Genomic DNA, 20,281 nt, shown 5'->3' on the forward strand with positions numbered 1-20,281 from the left:
CATGCGAACGTGCCGTCGTGCTGTAACTGTTTTGGCTCTCAGCCTCGCACCGCTTGCGGTGTGGGCTGCGGTTCCTGTGGTCGATAATGACTCCGGCTATAACAATAGCGGGAGTAGTTATCCGCCTGCGGGTTACGGTACGAACGGCGCCTATGCCGGGGGAGGGGTTTCGGCCCCTGTCTCGGCACAGGGCGAGCTGTTCAACCAACTGCAATCGATGCAGGAGCAGATCTCGCGCCAACAAGGTGTGATTGAAGTTCTGCAAAATGATGTAGCGCGCATGAAGCAGGAAAACCTGGAGCGATACCAGGATCTTGATCGGCGCATAGGAACCGGCGTTGCACCAGCCGCGACTCCTGAGAATTCTTCTACCGGTGGCGATCTGAATGCCCCCGGTGCAGCAGCGGGTGCAGGGGCGGCAGCTGCTGCCACTTCCACACACGCGCCTGCCGCAGGTAGCGAACCGGCGGATCCGGCGAAGGAAAAACTGTATTACGATGCAGCCTTCGACTTGATCAAGGCCAAGGATTTCGACAAAGCCAGTCAGGCTTTCTCCGCTTTCCTGCGCAAATACCCGAACAGCCAATACGCGGGCAACGCCCAGTACTGGTTGGGCGAAGTAAACCTGGCCAAAGGCGATCTGCAAGGTGCAGGTCAGGCATTTGCCAAGGTTTCGCAGCTGTACCCAAAGCACAACAAAGTGCCTGACTCGCTGTACAAGCTGGCTGATGTAGAGCGCCGCCTCGGTCATCCCGACAAGGTAAAAGGCATTCTGCAACAGGTTGTGTCCCAATATCCGGGTACTTCCGCCGCTCAGTTGGCCCAACGCGATCTGCAACGCATGTAAGCGTGCTTGACCCATTTCGAAGAAACCCGCGCTTGTCGCGGGTTTTTTCGTTAGAATTCACGCCCTTTTTATGAAATACGCTTTTTGGGGCCTGCGCGTTGGCGGGGTTCCTTGAAGTGCTGACGGAGGCGGACAGCCTGTTTAGCTGTTACGCCCGTGGCGACTATGCAAGACACATTGAGAATCACCGAAGTTTTCTACTCGTTGCAGGGGGAAACGCGGACTGCCGGGCTGCCCACAGTATTTGTGCGCCTGACCGGTTGCCCATTGCGTTGCCAATACTGCGACAGCGCCTATGCGTTCTCTGGTGGCACTGTCCGAACGCTCGACGACATCCTCGAGCAAGTGGCCGGTTTCCGCCCGCGTTATGTGTGTGTCACCGGCGGCGAGCCGCTGGCGCAACCCAATGCCATCCCATTGCTCAAGCAGTTGTGCGACGCCGGTTACGAAGTGTCACTGGAAACCAGTGGTGCGCTTGATATCTCGGCGGTAGATTCACGCGTAAGTCGCGTTGTCGACCTGAAAACCCCGGGTTCAAAGGAAGCGCATCGCAACCTCTATGAGAACATCGAACTGCTCACCCCCAACGACCAGGTGAAGTTTGTCATCTGCTCGCGGGAAGACTACGACTGGGCCGTGTCGAAGCTGATTCAGTACGGTCTGGATCGCCGAGCCGGTGAAGTGCTGTTCTCGCCAAGTCACCATGACCTGAATGCTCGGGATCTGGCTGACTGGGTGGTGGCGGACAACCTGCCAGTGCGTCTGCAACTGCAGCTGCATAAATATCTTTGGAATGACGAGCCGGGGCGCTGATATGACTGAACAACCGAATATTGCTGAAAAACGTGCGGTCATCCTGCTGTCCGGCGGCCTCGACTCGGCGACGGTCGTGGCCATGGCTCGCGCTGAAGGCTACAGCTGCTACACGATGAGCTTCGATTACGGTCAGCGGTCTCACGCCGAATTACACGCCGCTGAGCGTGTTGCCCGGGACTTAGGTGTGGTCGAGCACAAGGTCATCGGTTTGAACCTGAATGGCATCGGTGGCTCGGCACTGACCGACAGCAGCATTGATGTACCGGAAGAGGCAGGCGAAGGCATCCCTGTGACTTACGTGCCTGCTCGCAACACCGTGTTTCTGTCCCTGGCGCTAGGCTGGGCCGAAGTGCTCGGGGCGCGCGACATCTTCATCGGCGTTAACGCTGTCGATTACTCCGGTTATCCGGATTGCCGTCCTGATTTCATCGAGTCCTTCGAGCGCATGGCCAATCTGGCGACCAAGGCCGGTGTCGAAGGCAATGGCTTCCGCATTCAGGCGCCCCTGCAAAACCTGAGCAAGGCGCAGATCGTCCAGGCGGGCGTGAAGCTGGGCGTCGATTACGGTCTGACCGTTTCCTGCTATCAGGCGGACGATAAAGGCTACGCGTGCGGCAAATGCGACAGCTGCCGACTGCGTGCGGAAGGCTTCGCAGCAGCCGGAATCAGCGATCCAACACCTTATTTTTGATTTATTTCAAATTAGGTGTTGAATAGTCCTTAAAAATCAGTATTATACGCGCCACCACACAGCGGGTCGTTAGCTCAGTTGGTAGAGCAGTTGGCTTTTAACCAATTGGTCGTAGGTTCGAATCCCACACGACCCACCATTTTTATAGCAGTTTTAAAAGTCTGGAAGGCCCACGAAAGTGAGGATTTCCGGATTTTTTTTTGCCCGGAAGAAAGTGCGCGGCGCGGTCGGGTCAGTTGTGTATGGCTTTCGTAGGCGTGTGACTTCGTAAGGGCCACGGCAGGCGCCAATTTCGACATGGATGTTCAGAATGACGGGCTCATCTGACATACTGTGACGAAGTGGAAGTGGCAGAGACATAAAAGATGAAAGCCCGGACCGGGGCGTCTCCTTCTGTCGTCCAGGCAGTAGGGGGTTCAACTTTTTCTCACCGTAGTTTTCATTGTGATTCCGAAAACCTACTGAGCCAGAGCCAAAACTTACCCAGTCGGAGCAGGCATGAACACTGAAAAAATATTCTTCAATCGTCCATACATGACGGGTAAAGAGCTGTACTACATCGCAGAAGCCAAGTTCGGGAATATGCTGGCGGGTGATGGCTCCTTCACCAAGCGTTGTCATCAATGGATTGAACAAAGCACAGGTTGTAATACCGCGCTCCTCACTCACTCTTGCACCGCCGCGCTTGAAATGGCCGCATTGTTGCTGGACATAGAGCCTGGCGATGAAGTGATCTTGCCATCCTATACGTTCGTTTCAACCGCCAATGCCTTCGTGCTGCGTGGTGCGATTCCTGTATTTGTGGATATTCGTAAAGATACATTGAATCTGGATGAGAAGCTGATTGAAGCAGCTATTACTCCCCGGACCAGAGCTATTGTTCCCGTTCATTATGCGGGAGTGTCCTGTGAGATGGATACGATCATGCATATTGCTCGTAAGCATGGTCTCAAAGTAGTGGAGGATGCTGCCCAGGGTGTAATGTCCAGCTATAAGGGGCGTGCACTCGGGAGTATTGGTGATCTCGGTGCATTCAGCTTTCACGAAACAAAGAATGTGATTTCGGGGGAGGGCGGTGCGCTTTTAGTTAACGAACCACAGCTTTCGTTACGCGCTGAAATTATTCGTGAGAAAGGCACTGACCGCAGTCGCTTCTTTCGTGGGCAGGTAGATAAATATACCTGGCAGGAAGTAGGTTCTTCATTCTTGCCGGGAGAGTTGATTGCCGCATTTCTTTGGGCACAACTTGAAGAAGCTAAAAGTATCACCGATCGACGATTGGCAGTCTGGGACTACTATCATGCTGCCCTTGCTCCTTTGGAGCAGAAGGGCTTGTTGCGTCGTCCAATAGTGCCGGAAGACTGCCAGCACAATGCGCATATGTACTATGTGTTGCTGGCGCCAGGCGTTGATCGACAGGCTGTCCTGGAAGAGTTGAAGCGAAACAATATATCCGCCGTATTCCATTATGTTCCTCTTCATTCGTCACCGGGCGGTCTGCGCTACGGAAGAGTTCATGGTTCCATGGACAATACCGATGCACTTTCAGAGTCTTTATTGCGACTACCCCTTTGGGTCGGCCTGACGTCAGAGCAGCAAGATCAAGTTGTGGACGTCTTGGCGCGAGCCATTGGTTAGGCTACGTTTTTTTGCGAAGAGCTGTACTGGGATTCAATGGGGGACAGGGTGCCATTCGTGGCATCCGTGCCAATGATGCGTGAGGTTTTTATCTCCGGAACAGGCATATTGAAGTTCGTTTTCATGACGGGGATTTAGGCATTATGTTTTTTGCGGCGCTAAAGCAGGCATCTGAAAGAATATCGGCCAGTTTGGCTCTTAAGATAGTTTTTGTGGCGCTGGCATATTTGTCTTACGCCTTTCCCATGCTTTATGCGTACTTTGAATCTGTCAATTTTATCTATGTAAACGCCTGGGATGAAGAGACCTATCTAAGCTATCAAGGCGCGTTGGGCTCTTTGACGGTGCCTGGTTACTGGGCTTCCGGAGCGATCGTTTATACCCTCCAACATCTAGGGTTGAGTGGGGGGGAGATCAATATTCTGTTTGATTGTCTCTTGACCCCGGCCACATTTTTCCTTCTTGTATTTATTCTTCATAGGCTGAATGTCGACTATGGGCGGGCGTTAATTTATGCCGCGATAGTTTTGTTTTCTCCCATTATTTTTAATTTTGGGAATCCGCTTATAGCGCACCTGACCAGAGACTATGGCGTATTCGGTTACGGCTGGGAATATTACCAGTCGGCGCTGAGAACCCCGGAGCCGCAGTTGTCTTATTTTTTTGTTGCGCTGGCGGTTGCGGGTTTTTTAAAAACCGGGCGCTTGCTTTGTTTGTTTGTGTTGTTGCCATTGTTATATTTTTATGTGGGTATATCTTATGCCTACTTCCTGGTCAGTGGCTTTATCTTGCTGCATTCATGGTTTTTTAATAAGAGCCTGAACTATTGGCGGATAGGCATCGCTTGCGTCGCTTCTTATCTGGCTATATCTTTCGGGTTCGTGTTTTTTGATTTTCTGTTTTTGTCAAAAGATCCGTTCATTCTCGCGATGCCGGATGCCTATATAAAAAGCCACGTGCCAATGTTGCCGATTTCCGGCGTTGTAGCGCTGGGTCTTTTTGTGGTTCAGATTGCTCTTTCCCGTCAATTCGCGATAAAAGACACTTGGCATGCGTATAGCCAGTTTTTTATTGTGCTTTCGTTGTTTCTTGTCTGTAATGTGCATGTCGTCTCTGGGGTTATGCTGTCCTACAAGAATTATATTGATTACTCATCCAGTCTTGTGGCTGGGTTGGCAGTTATTGTTTTTCTTGATTTTCTAAGGTGTCATGCGATCAAAGGTGCGGGGCTTGCTTGTTTTGCTGTTGCCTCGATTATTTTATACCTTACGTTCAAAGCTTATGGATTCAGCTTCAGCAGACTGGAGTACACGTATTTTCGCGGTTTGCAGTTTAATTCGGTTGAAGAATATAAGGCCGCCTCCAGCGATCCGATGTCGATCGTTATTCAAGACAGTGATTTGTCTGCCAAGTTGCCTTACTCGGTTTCGATGATGGCGGTGCCACTATTCTCCTATCAGTACAACTTTCCTTTGGTTGCTAACGGATGCCGTGCTGTTCTTGAGCGAATGGAAGCTGTTACCGATATTTTGAAGAGCCGTTCGCAAGGCAACTCAACGTTGAAAGTTGATTATTTTGAAGCTTCGATCAAAGCGTTTTCGGGACAGAAGTATGTGCCGCTTGAAAAGCAAAGGGATTTCCCCACGAACGTAGTTTGCAAAAAACTGCCCATGGATGGGGATGTCAAAGTGCTAGACGCTCAATTCAAGGATAACGGCTGGATCACCATCAAGTTATTTTGATTCGTGCACCGAAAAGCGGTGGTGGCCGGGTTTTTAATCGTCCGTCACCACTCAATCTGTTAGTACTGGCAAATTTCTCGCTTCAAGAATCATGACCTGCAAGGCGTTGTGTATCGGAATCAGCTTGAAATGGTCTTTTGTCTCCAAGGGATATTCTGTAGCCTTGCGCAGCTTCAACGCTGTCCATGCCTGATGAATACTCACTTTCCCGGCGGTACCCCTGAAGGGTCCGGAGCCGGGTGTATACTCGACTTTCGCGCGTAAGCGCTTGCAGGTCTTGCGAACATGACGCAGATTTCCGAACGCCTTCTGGTTCAAGCCCACCTCGACGCCAAGCAGCCCAAGCCGCTGACGGTCGAGGAAGAGGCTTATTATCGCGCTGCCATTGCTGCCGAGCTCAAGGCTCAGGACGCGGTGCTGGTCGCACACTTCTATTGTGATCCGGTTATTCAAGCCCTGGCTGAAGAAACCGGAGGCTGTGTCTCCGACTCGCTGGAGATGGCCCGCTTCGGCAATGCTCACCCGGCCAAGACCGTTGTGGTAGCCGGTGTGAAATTCATGGGCGAAACCGCCAAAATCCTCAACCCTGAAAAACGTGTGCTGATGCCGACCCTGGAAGCGACCTGCTCGCTGGACCTGGGTTGCCCGGTGGACGAGTTCTCGGCGTTCTGCGATCAGCACCCGGAACGTACCGTGGTGGTGTATGCCAACACCTCGGCAGCGGTCAAGGCCCGGGCGGACTGGGTTGTCACATCAAGCTGCGCGCTGGAAATCGTTGAAAGCCTGATGGATAACGGCGAAACGATCATCTGGGGCCCGGACAAGCACCTGGGCACCTACATTCAGCGCCAGACCGGCGCGGATATGCTGCTGTGGGACGGTGCCTGCATCGTTCACGAAGAGTTCAAGTCCAAGCAGCTTGAAGACATGAAAGTGCTGTATCCGGACGCGGCGATTCTGGTGCACCCGGAATCACCGACCTCGGTGATCGAGCTGGCGGACGCTGTCGGTTCCACCAGTCAGTTGATTGCAGCGGCGCAGAGTCTGCCGAACAAGACGCTTATCGTTGCCACCGACCGTGGCATCTTCTACAAGATGCAGCAGTTGTGCCCGGACAAGGTGTTCATCGAGGCGCCAACAGCGGGTAACGGCGCGGCGTGCCGCAGTTGCGCGCACTGCCCATGGATGGCGATGAATACGCTTGAGCGCACGCTGAAGGCCTTGAAAGAAGGTGCGAACGAGATCTTTGTCGATCCGGCGTTGATCCCTCAGGCGATTCGCCCGTTGAAGCGGATGCTCGACTTCACTCAGGCTGCGCGGATGAAGCTGGCCGGGAACGCTTAAAAGCTGTCAGCCAACGCGCAAAACTGTGGGAGCGAGCCTGCTCGCGAAGAGGGGGTGTCAGTCGACATTAATGTTTACTGATACACCGCCTTCGCGAGCAGGCTCGCTCCCACAGTGGTTTTTGTGCTGTGCGAATTTACTTGGTTTTCTTCGGGATCCGCACCAGCTGGGTGCCCGAATACATGTCATGCCAGCTGCGTTTCTGTTTGTCGAACAGCGACCAGATGAATCCAAGGCCGACGCACAGCAAGGATGCGATCGACACGACAAAGCGCAGCAGGGCCTGCCAAAGGCTGATGGATGAGCCATCGGCGTTCTGCACGCGGATGCACCATACCTGCATGCCCAGTGTCTGGCCGGACCAGGTCCAGAACTTGGCGAAGAAGCCGAACAGCACGAACAACAACACCGTCGACAGCAACGGGTCACCGTCCAGTGCGCCAGCTTCGGTCAGGGTACGCATTTTGTCTTCGCCGATGATCGCCATCTGGATCATCTTGTAGAGGCCGCTGGTGACGATCAGCAGGGCAGTGCACAACAGAAAGTCATAGAACATCGCTGCCAGACGACGGCCCAGGGTCGCGGCGGGAAAGTCGCCCTGAGGGTTGAGCAGGTGTTTCGACATGGCAGGGCTCTCGACGGAAAAAGAAGCCATTTTACGGATTTACGCGCACAAAAAAGCCCCTGATATCAGTATCAGGGGCTTTTTCGTTACAGAAGGTTAGGCTTCTGCTTGTACTTCGTCAGCCTGCATGCCTTTCTGGCCTTGCACGGCGATGAAGGTCACTTTCTGGCCTTCTTTCAGGCTCTTGAAGCCGTTGCCCTGAATAGCGCGGAAATGCACGAACAGATCCGGACCGCTTTCTGGAGTGATAAAACCAAAACCTTTCTCGTCGTTAAACCACTTGACGGTACCGCTCTGACGTTGGGACATTTCTTATTTCCTTTGACGCAAAAATTAATGACAGTCTCCTTCTCATGAAAGAGTACTGGGGCTGGTTGCAGGAGAGTAAGAAGACGTCGAACGGGATGTAGCTAACTTGTAGGCTACTGCCCAGGTCACGATTCCAAGCGACCCATGCAAACACAGTGAACAAACTCTACGCCAACTACGGGAGAAAAAACAAGCCCCGTGAGAGGCCCGGATTTACTCAGGTTGCTGGCCATAAGTGTTTCACTAGTTCCGGCTTATTCGATGCGGCGGTTCAATTGTTTTCGATTGTTATAAGCAGCGTTCATAATCGAAAGCTTGCACTGTTTTATGGCGGTTGCGTTACACATTAGTGCACTGTTAACGCAACCGCGTTACTTATAGAAACAGTCAATCAACCACGATAGTAGCGTTGTGCAACGAATGGCATTTTGCTTACAAGCAAAGGCACCTTTTTCCCACGAACGATTGCGAACACAGGTGTGTCGATGGCGATATAAGCGCTATCGAGGTAACCCATGGCCAAAGGACCGCTCAGGGTCGGACCGAAACCGCCGCTGCAAACGCTACCGATGATGTCGCCTGCTTCGTTGACGATCTCTGCACCCTCGCGCACCGGTGTACGTTCCTGCGGTAACAGGCCTACACGCTTGCGGCTGACACCGGCTTGCTGCTGGGCGAACACGGTTTCAGCGCCAGGGAAACCGCCGGCCCGCGCGCCATCGGCACGTCGAGGCTTGGAGATGGCCCACAGCAGGCTCGCTTCAATCGGAGTGGTGTCGGTGTTCATGTCATGGCCGTAGAGGCACAGGCCGGCTTCCAGACGCAGCGAATCTCGAGCGCCCAGGCCAATGGCCGCAACTTCTGGCTCGGCCAACAGGGCGCGGGCCAACGCTTCGGCGTTGGCAGCCGGTACGGAGATTTCGAAACCGTCTTCGCCGGTGTAACCCGAGCGGCTGACAAAGCAGTCCACGCCCAGCAACTTCACGCGGGCGAACTGCATGAACGTCATTTTCGCCACTTCAGGCGCCAGGCGCGCAAGCACCGTGACGGCGGCTGGACCTTGCAGGGCCAGCAGTGCGCGCTCTTCGAACAGCGGCTCGATGGTGCATTGGTCGCCGATGTGTTTGCGCAGGTGCGCGAGGTCCTGATCCTTGCAGGCCGCGTTGACCACCAGGAACAGTTCGTCGTTACCGAGGTTGGCGACCATCAGGTCATCGAGGATGCCGCCTGTCTCGTTGGTGAACATGGCGTAGCGCTGCATGCCCACCGGCAGGTCGATAATGTCCACCGGCACCAGGGTTTCCAGGGCCTTGGCGGCATTGGCGCCGGTCAGGCGGATCTGGCCCATGTGCGAAACATCGAACAGCCCGGCCTGATCACGGGTGTGCTGGTGTTCCTTCATGACGCCCAGCGGGTACTGCACCGGCATGTCATAGCCGGCAAACGGCACCATGCGGGCGCCGAGTTCGATGTGCAGTGCGTGCAACGGAGTTTTCAACAGTTGTTCGGTGGACATATCCAGCTCCTGAAAAAGTGTGCAGATGCAGTGAGCGCGCATCAGCACTCGATAATGTTGACCGCCAAACCGCCACGGGCGGTTTCCTTGTATTTGCTTTTCATGTCGGCGCCGGTCTGGCGCATGGTGCGGATGACTTTGTCGAGCGAGACGAAGTGCTGACCGTCGCCACGCAGGGCCATACGCACGGCATTGATGGCTTTCACCGAACCCATGGCGTTGCGCTCGATGCAAGGCACTTGCACCAGCCCGCCGATTGGGTCGCAGGTCAGGCCGAGGTTGTGTTCCATGCCGATTTCGGCGGCGTTTTCCACTTGCTGCACGGTGCCGCCAAGCACTTCGCACAACGCGCCGGCCGCCATCGAACAGGCCACGCCGACTTCACCCTGACAGCCGACTTCAGCGCCGGAGATCGAGGCGTTTTCTTTATAGAGAATGCCGATGGCGGCAGCCGTCAGCAGAAAACGTACAACGCCGTCTTCGTTGGCGCCGGGGATGAAGCGCATGTAGTAGTGCAAAACCGCCGGGACGATGCCCGCTGCACCGTTGGTAGGCGCGGTGACCACGCGCCCGCCATTGGCGTTTTCTTCGTTGACCGCCAGGGCGTACAGGTTGACCCAGTCCAGCACCGACAACGGATCGCGCAGCGACGATTCTGGGTTCTTGCACAGTTGCCGATGCAGCGCTGCCGCCCGCCGCTTGACCTTCAAACCGCCGGGCAGGATGCCTTCGTTGCGGCAACCGGCGTCGACGCAATCCTGCATCACTTGCCAGATTTTCAGCAGGCCGGCGCGGGTTTCCGCTTCCGGGCGCCAGGCGCTTTCGTTGGTCAGCATCACCTGGCTGATGGACAGGCCGTAGGTGGTGCAATGACCGAGCAGGTCCTTGGCGCTTTTGAACGGGAAGGTCAGGGGGGTTGAATCTTCGACGATACGGTCGGCTCCGGCGGCGTCTTCATCGACCACAAAACCACCACCGACCGAGTAGTACTCGCGACTGCGGATCTGCAGGCCCGCGGCGTCGAACGCGCGAAAGATCATGCCGTTGGGGTGATAGGCCAACGGTTTGCGGATCATCGCCAGGTGTTCTTTCTCGTTGAACGCAATGCTGTGTTCGCCGAGCAGGTTCAAGCGACCGTTGCCACGAATGTCTTGCAGGCGGGCGGCGACGGTTTCGGTGTTCACGGTGTCCGGGTGTTCACCTTCCAGGCCGAGCAGCACAGCCTTGTCGCTGCCGTGGCCCTTGCCGGTGGCGCCGAGCGAGCCGTAGAGCTCGACTTTGACGCAGGTGGTCGCGGCCAGCAGCCCTTCACGGCGCAAACCTTCGACGAAACGCGCAGCAGCACGCATCGGGCCGACGGTATGGGAGCTGGAGGGGCCGATGCCAATCTTGAACAGGTCGAACACGCTTAACGACATGGTTGTTCTCCGGTTTCTTGTTATGAGGAGCACCGCGACCCCGTAGGAGCGAGGCTTGCCCGCGAAGCTTTTGGCGACCTTGATGGCCTCTTCGCGGGCAAGCCTCGCTCCTACGGGGTTTTGTGGCGTCCTAGTGGGGCGAGAGAATCCGCCCCCTATAGATCAAGCGTAGCTTTCGATCGACGGGCAAGCGCAAACCAGGTTGCGATCACCGAAGACGTTGTCGACGCGACCGACCGGCGGCCAGTATTTGCCTTCAATCAGCGACGCAACCGGGTACACCGCTTGCTCACGGCTGTACGGATGGGACCACTCGCCGACCAATTCCGCTGCAGTGTGCGGGGCGTTTTTCAGCGGGTTGTCGTCCTTGTCCAGGGTGCCGTTTTCCACTGCGCGGATTTCTTCGCGGATGCGGATCATGGCGTCGCAGAAGCGGTCCAGTTCTTCCTTGGATTCGCTTTCGGTCGGCTCGATCATCAGCGTGCCCGCCACCGGGAACGACATGGTCGGGGCGTGGAAGCCGAAGTCGATCAGGCGCTTGGCAACGTCATCGACGCTGATGCCGCTGCTGTCTTTCAACGGACGCAGATCAAGGATGCACTCGTGCGCCACCAGGCCGTTGCTGCCGGTGTACAGCACTGGATAGTGCTCTTCGAGGCGACGGGAAATGTAGTTGGCATTCAGGATCGCCAGTTGCGAAGCACGCTTGAGACCCGCGCCGCCCATCATCCGAATGTACATCCAGGTAATCGGCAGAATGCTCGCGCTGCCGAACGGTGCTGCGCAGACCGCGCCTTCCTTGCGATCCATCTGGGCGTGGCCCGGCAGGAACGGGGTCAGGTGCGATTTCACGCCGATCGGGCCGACACCCGGGCCGCCACCACCGTGAGGGATGCAGAAGGTCTTGTGCAGGTTCAGGTGGGACACGTCGCCGCCGAACTTGCCCGGCGCACAGAGGCCGACCATCGCGTTCATGTTGGCGCCGTCGATGTACACCTGGCCGCCGTTGTCATGAATGATGCCGCAGATTTCGCGGATGCCTTCTTCGAACACGCCGTGGGTCGACGGGTAAGTGATCATCAGCGCAGCGAGGTGTTCGCGGTGCTCGATGGCCTTGGCGCGCAGGTCTTCGATGTCGACGTTGCCACGTGCGTCGCAGGCGGTCACGACAACGCGCATGCCAGCCATGTTGGCGGTGGCCGGGTTGGTGCCGTGGGCGGACGACGGAATCAGGCAGATGTCGCGGCGGTCTTCGCCACGGCTCTGGTGGTAAGCACGAATGGCCAACAGACCGGCGTATTCACCTTGCGAACCGGCGTTTGGTTGTAGCGAGATCGAGTCGTAACCGGTGGCGGCGCAGAGCATCGCTTCCAGTTCGTCGGTCAGTTGCTGGTAACCGGCGCTTTGTTCGGCTGGGGCGAACGGGTGCAGAGCACCGAACTCGGCCCAGGTCACCGGGATCATTTCGCTGGCGGCGTTGAGTTTCATGGTGCACGAACCCAGCGGGATCATGGTGCGATCCAGGGCCAGGTCCTTGTCCGCGAGCTTGCGCAGGTAGCGCATCAGCTCGGTTTCCGAGTGATAACGGTTGAACACCGGGTGGCTGAGGATCGGCGATTGGCGAACCAGCGCAGCCGGGATGGTGCTTTGCACGGAAGCGGCGAGGGCGGCGAAGTCTGGCAGCGCCTTACCGTCGGCAAACAAGGCCCACAGCGTTTCGACGTCAGCTTGCGAAGTGGTTTCGTCGAGGGACAGGCCCAGACGCTCGCCATCGATCACGCGCAGGTTGATCTGCTGTGCACGCGCCTTGTCATGCAGTTTGGCGGTGTTGGCGCCGGTGTTCAGGGTCAGGGTGTCGAAGAAGCTGGCTTGCTCGACGGTCAGGCCCAGTGCGCTCAAGCCCTTGGCGAGGATCGCGGTCAGGTGATGAATGCGGTTGGCAATCTGCGTCAGGCCTTTCGGGCCGTGATACACGGCGTACATGCTGGCGATGTTGGCCAGCAGAACCTGCGCGGTGCAGATGTTGCTGGTGGCCTTCTCGCGGCGGATGTGTTGCTCGCGGGTTTGCATGGCCAGGCGCAGGGCCGGCTTGCCGAAACGGTCCACGGAGACACCGACCAGACGGCCCGGCATGTCGCGCTTGAACGCATCTTTGGTAGAGAAGTAAGCCGCGTGCGGGCCACCGAAGCCCAGCGGCACGCCGAAGCGTTGTGCGCTGCCGATGGCCACGTCAGCACCGAACTCGCCCGGCGGGGTCAGCACGGTCAGGGCCAGCAGGTCTGCGGCGACGGCAACCAGTGCGTTGGCGGCGTGGAAGCGCTCGGTCAGTGCGCGGTAGTCGAAGACGTCACCGTTGCTGGCCGGGTATTGCAGCAGGGCGCCGAAGAACGGCGTCACGTCAGTCAGTTCAAGCTCGTCGCCAACAACGACGTCGATGCCCAATGGCTCGGCACGGGTGCGCAGCACGTCGAGGGTTTGCGGGTGGCAATGCACGGAGGCGAAGAACGCGTGGCTGCCTTTGTTCTTGCTCAGGCGCTTGCAGAAGGTCATGGCTTCGGCGGCGGCAGTGGCTTCGTCGAGCAGCGAGGCGTTGGCGATCGGCAGGCCGGTCAGGTCGCTGATCAGGGTCTGGAAGTTCAACAGCGCTTCGAGACGGCCCTGGGAAATTTCTGGCTGGTACGGGGTGTAGGCGGTGTACCAGGCCGGGTTTTCCAGCAGGTTGCGCAGGATCGGCGACGGTGTGTGAGTGCCGTAGTAGCCCTGGCCGATGTAAGTCTTGAACAGCTGGTTCTTGGCCGCGATGCCTTTGATCAACGCCAGGGCGTCGGCTTCGCTCAGGCCGTCTTCGAGGCCGAGCACGCTGGTGCCTTTGATGCTGTCCGGAATGACGCTGGCGCTCAGGGCTTCGAGCGAGTCGAAGCCGAGGCTGTTGAGCATCGCTTGCTCATCGCCGGATCGCGGGCCGATGTGGCGCGCGATGAACTCGTTGGCAGTGCTCAGATTGATTTGAGTCATGTGCGTGCTCCTCAGGCTTCGGCGTTGGCTTTGATCAGACGGTCGTAAGCGTCCTGATCCAGCAGTTTGGCAACAGCCGAGGCGTCAGTTGGCTGGAAGCGGAAGAACCAGCCTTCGCCCAGCGGATCTTCGTTGACCAGTTCCGGGCTGCTGTCCAGCGCCGGGTTTACTTCCAGCACTTCACCGTCGAGTGGCATGTACACGCCGCTGGCGGCTTTTACCGATTCCACGGTGGCGGCTTCTGCGCCTTTGTCGTAGGACTGCAGCTCAGGCAGTTGTACGAAAACCACGTCGCCCAAGGCGTTCTGCGCGAAAGCGGTGATGCCGACAGTGACGGAACCATCAGCTTCGGTACGCAGCCATTCGTGATCTTCAGTAAAACGCAATTCGCTCATGGAAACTCCTAAGGGGGCCAGACTCGTCTGGTGGACGCGATTGAATGCTTGGGCGTAAGCCCTGATTTATGAGTGGTTACTAAGCAATTTCGCGGCCAATTTGATTTTATTGTTATAAATCAATTAGTTATAGAGTTTTTGCGGGCGTGACTGTTTGACCGGTGTAGCGAAATCGCTACAGTCGAATGCGGACAAAAAAGTATAGGTGGATCAAAGCCTTGTACAGCGGTGATCCGAAGAGGGTGTATCGATATCGTTCCGCTGTAGCGCTTTCAGTACAGGTGGAGGTCGTTTTCAGATTGTCCACGATCTGTAGGAGCCGGCTTGCTGGCGATGGCGTACTTCAGCATCGCCATCGCCAGCAAGCCGGCTCCTACAGGTCGAGGTTTATCGAAAGAATCCGTTCGAACCAACAGCGATTACGGCTTATTGGGAATGCCGTACTTGCGCAACCGATGGGCAATCGCGGTGTGGGAGGTTTGCAGGCGGCTGGCCAGTTGCCGGGTGGAGGGGTAGCTGACGTAGAGTTTTTCCAGCAGGGTCTTTTCGAACTCTTCCATCGCCTGCTCCAGGCTGTCGACTTCTGTGTCGCTCTGGCGCGCCACCGAGGTGCCGGCGATGTCGAGGTCGCCGATGTCCACCAGGCTGCTTTCGCAAATCGCCGCGGCGCGAAAGATCACGTTCTGCAATTGCCGCACGTTGCCCGGCCAGCGGTTGCCCAGCAGCGCCGGGTAAGTGCCCGGCGCCAGGCGACACACCGGTCGCTGAATCTGCGCGCAGGCCTGCTGCATGAAATAGCGCGCCAGCAGCAGAATGTCCTGGCCGCGTTCGCGCAGCGGCGGGACTTCGACATTGAGCACGTTGAGGCGATAGAACAGGTCTTCGCGGAACGAGCCTTCGCTGACCATTTTTTCCAGGTCGCGGTGCGTCGCGCTGAGGATCCGCACGTTGACCTTCACTTCACGATCACCGCCCACCCGACGGAAGCTGCCGTCGTTAAGGAAACGCAGCAATTTTGCCTGCAAGTACGGCGACATCTCGCCGATCTCATCGAGAAACACCGTGCCCTGGTTGGCCAATTCCATCAGCCCCGGTTTGCCGCCCCGTTGTGCACCGGTGAAGGCGCCGGGGGCGTAGCCGAACAGTTCGCTTTCGGCGAGGTTCTCTGGCAATGCCGCGCAGTTCAGTGCCAGGAACGGTGAGCTGTGCCGCGCGCTGATGGCGTGACAGGCCCGGGCGACGAGTTCTTTGCCGGTGCCGGTTTCGCCCTGGATCAACAGCGGCGCATCGAGGGCTGCTACCCGCTGCGCGCGGGCCTTGAGCGTACGAATCGCCGGGGATTCGCCGAGCAGCGCATCGAACCCTTCGGCATGGTCGTGGTGCAGCGCCGAGAGGCGTTCGCCGATGCGGTTCGGTTGATACAGCGTCAGCAGGGCGCCGGCATCGGTGATCGGCGTGGCGTCCAGCAACAAGGTCTGACCGTTGACGGTGATCTCCCGCAGCGGCAAGCGAAAGCCGTGCTCCAGCAGGGCGTCGAGCAATGCCGGATCGGCAAACAGGTCAGCGACACTTTCCCCGGCCGGTTCGCGACCGTACAAGGCAATCAATGCCGGGTTGGCCAGCAGCACCTTGCCGGCGCTGTCCAGGGCCAGCACCGGGTCGGTCATGGCCGCAAGCAGCGCGTCGAGCTGCAAGTGCCGACGTTGGCCGGGAAGGATGTCGACCACCGTCATGGCCTGCACGCCGCGTACGCTGAGCAAGGCGTCGCGCAGTTCTTCGAGCACGTCCGGGCTCAGGGTCGGGGCGTCGATGTAGACGTTGGGCGGGACCATTTCCACCGCATCCAGATTGAGATTGCGCCCACCGAGCAGGGCCAGGACTTCCTGGGTGATGCCGACGCGGTCGATGAAGCTGACGTGGATACGCATGGGGCGGTTTTTTTATCTGACGTGCGGAGGGTGGCAAGTATGCCTTGGAGGAGGGGTTCAGGTGAAATCCGCTGATGCGCACGCAACCTGTAGGAGCCGGCTTGCTGGCGATCGCATCGCCTCGGTGAGTCAGGCAAACCGAGTTGATGCGATCGCCAGCAAGCCGGCTCCTACAGGTACAGCGTTCATCCAGGGGAATAGGGCTATTCGAAGTGTTCGATGTTCACCGGGTCGCCGGATTTCATATCCAGCTGCTTGCGGATGTCTTCGAACATCAGATCGTAATGCTTGTGGACCGAGCCGATCTGGCTGTGGGTCTTCGGAATCCCGTATTTCTCGGCGATTTTCGTTACGTTGTTGGCGAAGTTGTAGGCTTCCTCCTTGCGCAGAAAGAACGGCTCTTTCACGTCCTTTCCTTGAATACTGCCATGCAGGGTGAATTGAATCCCTTTTTCCCCCTTGGGATTCTTGCTGACTTCATAGTCGAGGTGCACGTTGTAGCTGACATCGTCCGGTGTCAGTGCGTGGCGCTCAATGTGCAGGTGACCGGGCTCGAACTGTGCCATTGACGGTTCTCCTTACAAATAAGTAATGCCAGGTTTTGCCGTGCTGATGCGGGTGCCGGCCGTGCCCTGGACGATCGCCTCGATGTCCGAGAGTGAACCGATCACCGCGACTTTTCCAGTATGGCGGGCAAACTCGCAGGCTGCCTGAACCTTGGGTCCCATGGAGCCGGCGGCGAAGCCGAGTTTTTCCATTTCGTCCGGGTGCGCCTGGCCGATGGCTTTTTGCGTGGGTTTACCGTAGTCGATGAAGGCCGCGCTGACGTCGGTGGCAATCACCAGCAAATCGCTGTCCAGTTGTTCGGCCAGCAGCGCCGAGCACAGGTCTTTGTCGATCACCGCTTCCACACCTTGCAGCTTGCTGTGGGCACCGTACATCGTTGGAATGCCGCCACCGCCGGCGCAAATCACGATGCTGCCTTTTTCCAGCAGCCACTTGATCGGGCGGATTTCGAAGATGCGTTTCGGTCTCGGGCTGGCCACCACGCGGCGGAATTTGTCGCCATCCGGGGCAATCGCCCAGCCTTTTTCGGCGGCGAGTTTTTCTGCTTCGGCCTTGGTGTACACCGGGCCGATGGGTTTGGTCGGGTTCTGGAAGGCCGGGTCGTTGGCGTCGACTTCGACCTGGGTCAGGAGCGTGGCGAAGGGCACTTCGAAGTCCAGCAGGTTGCCCAGTTCCTGTTCGATGATGTAGCCGATCATGCCTTCGGTTTCGGCACCGAGCACGTCCAGCGGGTAAGGCGACACCGAGGTGTAGGCCGCCGCCTGCAACGACAGCAGGCCGACCTGCGGGCCGTTGCCGTGAGCGATGACCAGTTCGTTGCCGGCATGGATCTTGGCGATCTGTTCGGTGGCGATCCGGATATTGGCGCGTTGGTTGTCCGCGGTCATGGGTTCACCACGGCGGAGCAGGGCGTTACCGCCCAGAGCAACGACGATACGCATGATTCAGTCCTTCTAAAGCAGAGAGGTTGCGGATGTCCTTGTAGGAGCCGGCTTGCCGGCGATGACATCACCGCGGTGAATCTGACAGACCGAGGAGATGCCATCGCCGGCAAGCCGGCTCCTACAGGAGGCCGGGTCAGCCGTTACAGGTCAGCCAGGGTCGACACCAGGATCGCCTTGATCGTGTGCATGCGGTTTTCCGCTTGCTCGAAGGCGATGCACGCTGGCGACTCGAATACGTCATCGGTAACCTCGATGCCGTTGGACAGGTGCGGATACTGCTCGGCAATCTGCTTACCGACCTTGGTGTCGCTGTTATGGAACGCCGGCAGACAGTGCATGAACTTGGTGCGCGGGTTGCCGGTGGCTTTCATCAGTTCCGCGTTGACCTGGTAGGGCAACAGTTGCTGGATGCGTTCGGCCCAGGCTTCGACCGGCTCGCCCATTGACACCCAAACGTCGGTGTGGATGAAGTCCACGCCCTTGACCGCTGCTTTCGGGTCTTCGGTCAAGGTGATGCGGGCACCGCTTTCTTCCGCGTATTTCTTGCAGCGCGAGACCAGATCGTCAAGCGGCCACAGGGCTTTCGGCGCGCAGATGCGCACGTCCATGCCCAGCTTGGCGCCGATCAGCAGCAGCGAGTTGCCCATGTTGTTGCGCGCGTCGCCGAGGTAGGCGTAGCTGATCTCGTGGATCGGCTTGTCCGCGTGTTCACGCATGGTCAGCACGTCGGCGATCATTTGCGTCGGGTGGTACTCGTCGGTCAGTCCGTTGAACACCGGCACGCCGGCGAACTTGGCCAGTTCCTCGACGATTTCCTGCTTGAAGCCACGGTATTCGATAGCGTCGTACATGCGCCCCAGCACGCGGGCGGTGTCCTTCATGCTTTCCTTGTGGCCGATTTGCGAGGAATTCGGGTCGATGTAGGTGACGTTGGCGCCCTGATCGTAGGCCGCGACTTCGAAGGCGCAACGGGTGCGGGTCGAGGTTTTTTCGAAGATCAGCGCGATGTTGTTGCCTTTGAGGTGTTGTTGCTCGGTGCCGGTGTACTTCGCGCGTTTGAGGTCGCGGGACAGGTCGAGCAGGTAACGCAGCTCACGGGGCGTGTGGTGCTCCAGGCTGAGCAGGTTACGGTTGTGAATGTTGAACGCCATGATGATTCTCCTTGAGTTCGGTAATCGGCCCGGCCGCTACCGGGTCAGTGCGGCCGGGGGGATGGTCGTTTAGTAGTCGATAGGGTCGCGGATGATCGGGCAGGTCATGCAGTGGCCGCCGCCACGGCCGCGTCCCAGTTCACCGGCGCTGATGGTGATGACTTCCACACCGGCCTTGCGCAGCAGGGTGTTGGTGTAGGTGTTGCGGTCATAACCGATCACCACGCCGGGTTCCACGGCCACCACGTTGTTGCCGTCGTCCCACTGCTCGCGTTCGGCGGCGAAGCTGTTGCCGCCGGTTTCCACCACGCGCAACGCTTTGAGGTTCAATGCCTTGGCCACCACGTCGAGGAAGTTGCCTTCTTCGCGACGGATGTCGATGCCCCCTTGTTTGCCTTCGTCCGGGCGCAGGGTGAAGCCGACGATCTGGTTCACCACTTCCGGGAAAATCGTCACCAGGTCTCGGTCGCAGAAGCTGAACACGGTGTCCAGGTGCATGGCTGCGCGGGACTTCGGCAGACCGGCGACGATGACTTTTTCGACGGCCTTGTTCTTGAACAGGTTCAGGGCCAACAGGCCGATGGCTTGACGGGATGAGCGTTCGCCCATGCCGATCAACACCACGCCGTTGCCGATCGGCATGACGTCGCCGCCTTCAAGGGTGGAACTGCCGTGTTCCTGGTCCGGATCGCCGTACCAGATTTCGAAGTCGGCGTTGGTGAACTGCGGGTGGAATTTGTAGATCGCGGTGGCCAGCAAGGTTTCCTGACGGCGCGCCGGCCAGTACATCGGGTTCAGCGTCACGCCGCCGTAGATCCAGCACGTGGTGTCGCGGGTGAACTGGGTGTTGGGCAGCGGCGGCAGAATGAAGCTGGAGTGGCCGAGGAAATCGCGGAACATCTGGATGGTCTTGCCGCCGAAACTGTCCGGCAGGTCATCGGCGGAGACGCCGCCAATCAGGAACTCTGCAATCTTGCGCGGCTCCAGGCTGCGCAGCCATGACTTCGTTTCATCGATCAACCCCAAACCGACCGAATTGGCGGTGACCTTGCGTTCCAGAATCCAGTCGAGGGCTTCAGGAATCGCGACGATGTCGGTCAGCAGGTTGTGCATTTCCAGCACGTCGACCCCGCGTTCGCGCATTTTGGTGACGAAATCGAAATGGTCACGCTTGGCCTGGGCAACCCACAGCACATCATCGAAAAGCAGTTCGTCGCAGTTGTTCGGGGTCAGCCGCTGGTGGGCCAGGCCGGGGGAGCAAACCATGACTTTGCGCAGTTTGCCGGCTTCGGAATGTACGCCGTACTTAACTTTTTCCGTGGTCATTACAGTGAT

At 57.7% G+C, this 20,281-nt stretch carries 17 protein-coding genes and 1 tRNA gene; 7 read left to right on the forward strand and 11 right to left on the reverse strand.

The genetic code is table 11. The features are described 5' to 3' along the window. Position 1 precedes the first annotated feature (1 nt). The 7 genes from ybgF to nadA all read left to right on the forward strand — a co-directional run bounded on the left by ybgF (position 2) and on the right by nadA (position 7,078). Positions 2–847, forward strand: a complete 846-nt coding sequence (gene ybgF / locus ACYZUC_RS26750; RefSeq protein WP_461991476.1) for a tol-pal system protein YbgF — start codon at positions 2–4, stop codon at positions 845–847. 165 nt (positions 848–1,012) lie between these two features. Then, complete coding sequence (queE, locus tag ACYZUC_RS26755) at positions 1,013–1,660, forward strand: 7-carboxy-7-deazaguanine synthase QueE (protein WP_042560634.1); 648 nt, start codon at positions 1,013–1,015, stop codon at positions 1,658–1,660. A gap of 19 nt (positions 1,661–1,679) precedes the next feature. Further along, a complete protein-coding gene (gene queC, locus ACYZUC_RS26760) occupies positions 1,680–2,354 on the forward strand; it encodes a 7-cyano-7-deazaguanine synthase QueC (RefSeq protein WP_461996769.1) in 675 nt (224 codons plus the stop codon). 63 nt (positions 2,355–2,417) lie between these two features. Next, positions 2,418–2,493 (forward strand) — tRNA-Lys (locus ACYZUC_RS26765). A gap of 359 nt (positions 2,494–2,852) precedes the next feature. After that, entirely contained in the window at positions 2,853–3,992 is a 1,140-nt protein-coding gene (gene rffA / locus ACYZUC_RS26770) for a dTDP-4-amino-4,6-dideoxygalactose transaminase (protein WP_461991478.1), read from the forward strand. 143 nt (positions 3,993–4,135) lie between these two features. Further along, complete coding sequence (locus ACYZUC_RS26775) at positions 4,136–5,734, forward strand: hypothetical protein (RefSeq protein ID WP_461991480.1); 1,599 nt, start codon at positions 4,136–4,138, stop codon at positions 5,732–5,734. Positions 5,735–6,019: 285 nt separating this feature from the next. Then, a complete protein-coding gene (nadA, locus tag ACYZUC_RS26780) occupies positions 6,020–7,078 on the forward strand; it encodes a quinolinate synthase NadA (protein ID WP_008038662.1) in 1,059 nt (352 codons plus the stop codon). 136 nt (positions 7,079–7,214) lie between these two features. On the opposite strand, the gene ACYZUC_RS26785 is transcribed toward nadA, so the two are convergent. From ACYZUC_RS26785 to arcA, 11 genes are all read right to left on the reverse strand, one after another. Next, positions 7,215–7,703 (reverse strand): RDD family protein, encoded by a 489-nt coding sequence (locus tag ACYZUC_RS26785; RefSeq protein WP_192417086.1) that lies wholly within the window; start codon positions 7,701–7,703, stop codon positions 7,215–7,217. 96 nt (positions 7,704–7,799) lie between these two features. Beyond that, positions 7,800–8,012 carry a cold-shock protein gene (locus ACYZUC_RS26790; RefSeq protein ID WP_007977299.1) on the reverse strand — a complete coding sequence of 71 codons (213 nt, stop codon included), beginning with the start codon at positions 8,010–8,012 and terminating at the stop codon, positions 7,800–7,802. 391 nt (positions 8,013–8,403) lie between these two features. After that, a complete protein-coding gene (gene gcvT / locus ACYZUC_RS26795) occupies positions 8,404–9,528 on the reverse strand; it encodes a glycine cleavage system aminomethyltransferase GcvT (protein WP_223451742.1) in 1,125 nt (374 codons plus the stop codon). A 41-nt stretch (positions 9,529–9,569) separates the two neighbouring features. After that, a complete protein-coding gene (locus ACYZUC_RS26800) occupies positions 9,570–10,946 on the reverse strand; it encodes an L-serine ammonia-lyase (protein WP_461991482.1) in 1,377 nt (458 codons plus the stop codon). Positions 10,947–11,108: 162 nt separating this feature from the next. Next, positions 11,109–13,961 (reverse strand): aminomethyl-transferring glycine dehydrogenase, encoded by a 2,853-nt coding sequence (gene gcvP, locus ACYZUC_RS26805; protein WP_461991484.1) that lies wholly within the window; start codon positions 13,959–13,961, stop codon positions 11,109–11,111. A gap of 11 nt (positions 13,962–13,972) precedes the next feature. Beyond that, positions 13,973–14,356, reverse strand: coding sequence for a glycine cleavage system protein GcvH (gene gcvH, locus ACYZUC_RS26810; RefSeq protein WP_008027813.1), 384 nt, complete (start codon positions 14,354–14,356; stop codon positions 13,973–13,975). 419 nt (positions 14,357–14,775) lie between these two features. Further along, entirely contained in the window at positions 14,776–16,284 is a 1,509-nt protein-coding gene (locus tag ACYZUC_RS26815; RefSeq protein ID WP_461991486.1) for a sigma-54-dependent transcriptional regulator, read from the reverse strand. A 203-nt stretch (positions 16,285–16,487) separates the two neighbouring features. Further along, positions 16,488–16,850 (reverse strand): DUF5064 family protein, encoded by a 363-nt coding sequence (locus ACYZUC_RS26820; protein WP_008027817.1) that lies wholly within the window; start codon positions 16,848–16,850, stop codon positions 16,488–16,490. Between the two features lie 12 nt (positions 16,851–16,862). Beyond that, the gene (gene arcC / locus ACYZUC_RS26825; protein WP_461991489.1) at positions 16,863–17,792 is read right to left on the reverse strand and encodes a carbamate kinase; all 930 of its coding nucleotides are present in this window, start codon (positions 17,790–17,792) and stop codon (positions 16,863–16,865) included. A gap of 143 nt (positions 17,793–17,935) precedes the next feature. Beyond that, positions 17,936–18,946 carry an ornithine carbamoyltransferase gene (locus ACYZUC_RS26830; protein ID WP_008027820.1) on the reverse strand — a complete coding sequence of 337 codons (1,011 nt, stop codon included), beginning with the start codon at positions 18,944–18,946 and terminating at the stop codon, positions 17,936–17,938. A 69-nt stretch (positions 18,947–19,015) separates the two neighbouring features. Next, positions 19,016–20,272, reverse strand: coding sequence for an arginine deiminase (gene arcA, locus ACYZUC_RS26835; protein ID WP_461991491.1), 1,257 nt, complete (start codon positions 20,270–20,272; stop codon positions 19,016–19,018). Positions 20,273–20,281: the final 9 nt, after the last annotated feature.

The sequence above is a fragment of the Pseudomonas sp. GT1P32 genome (assembly GCF_054897805.1).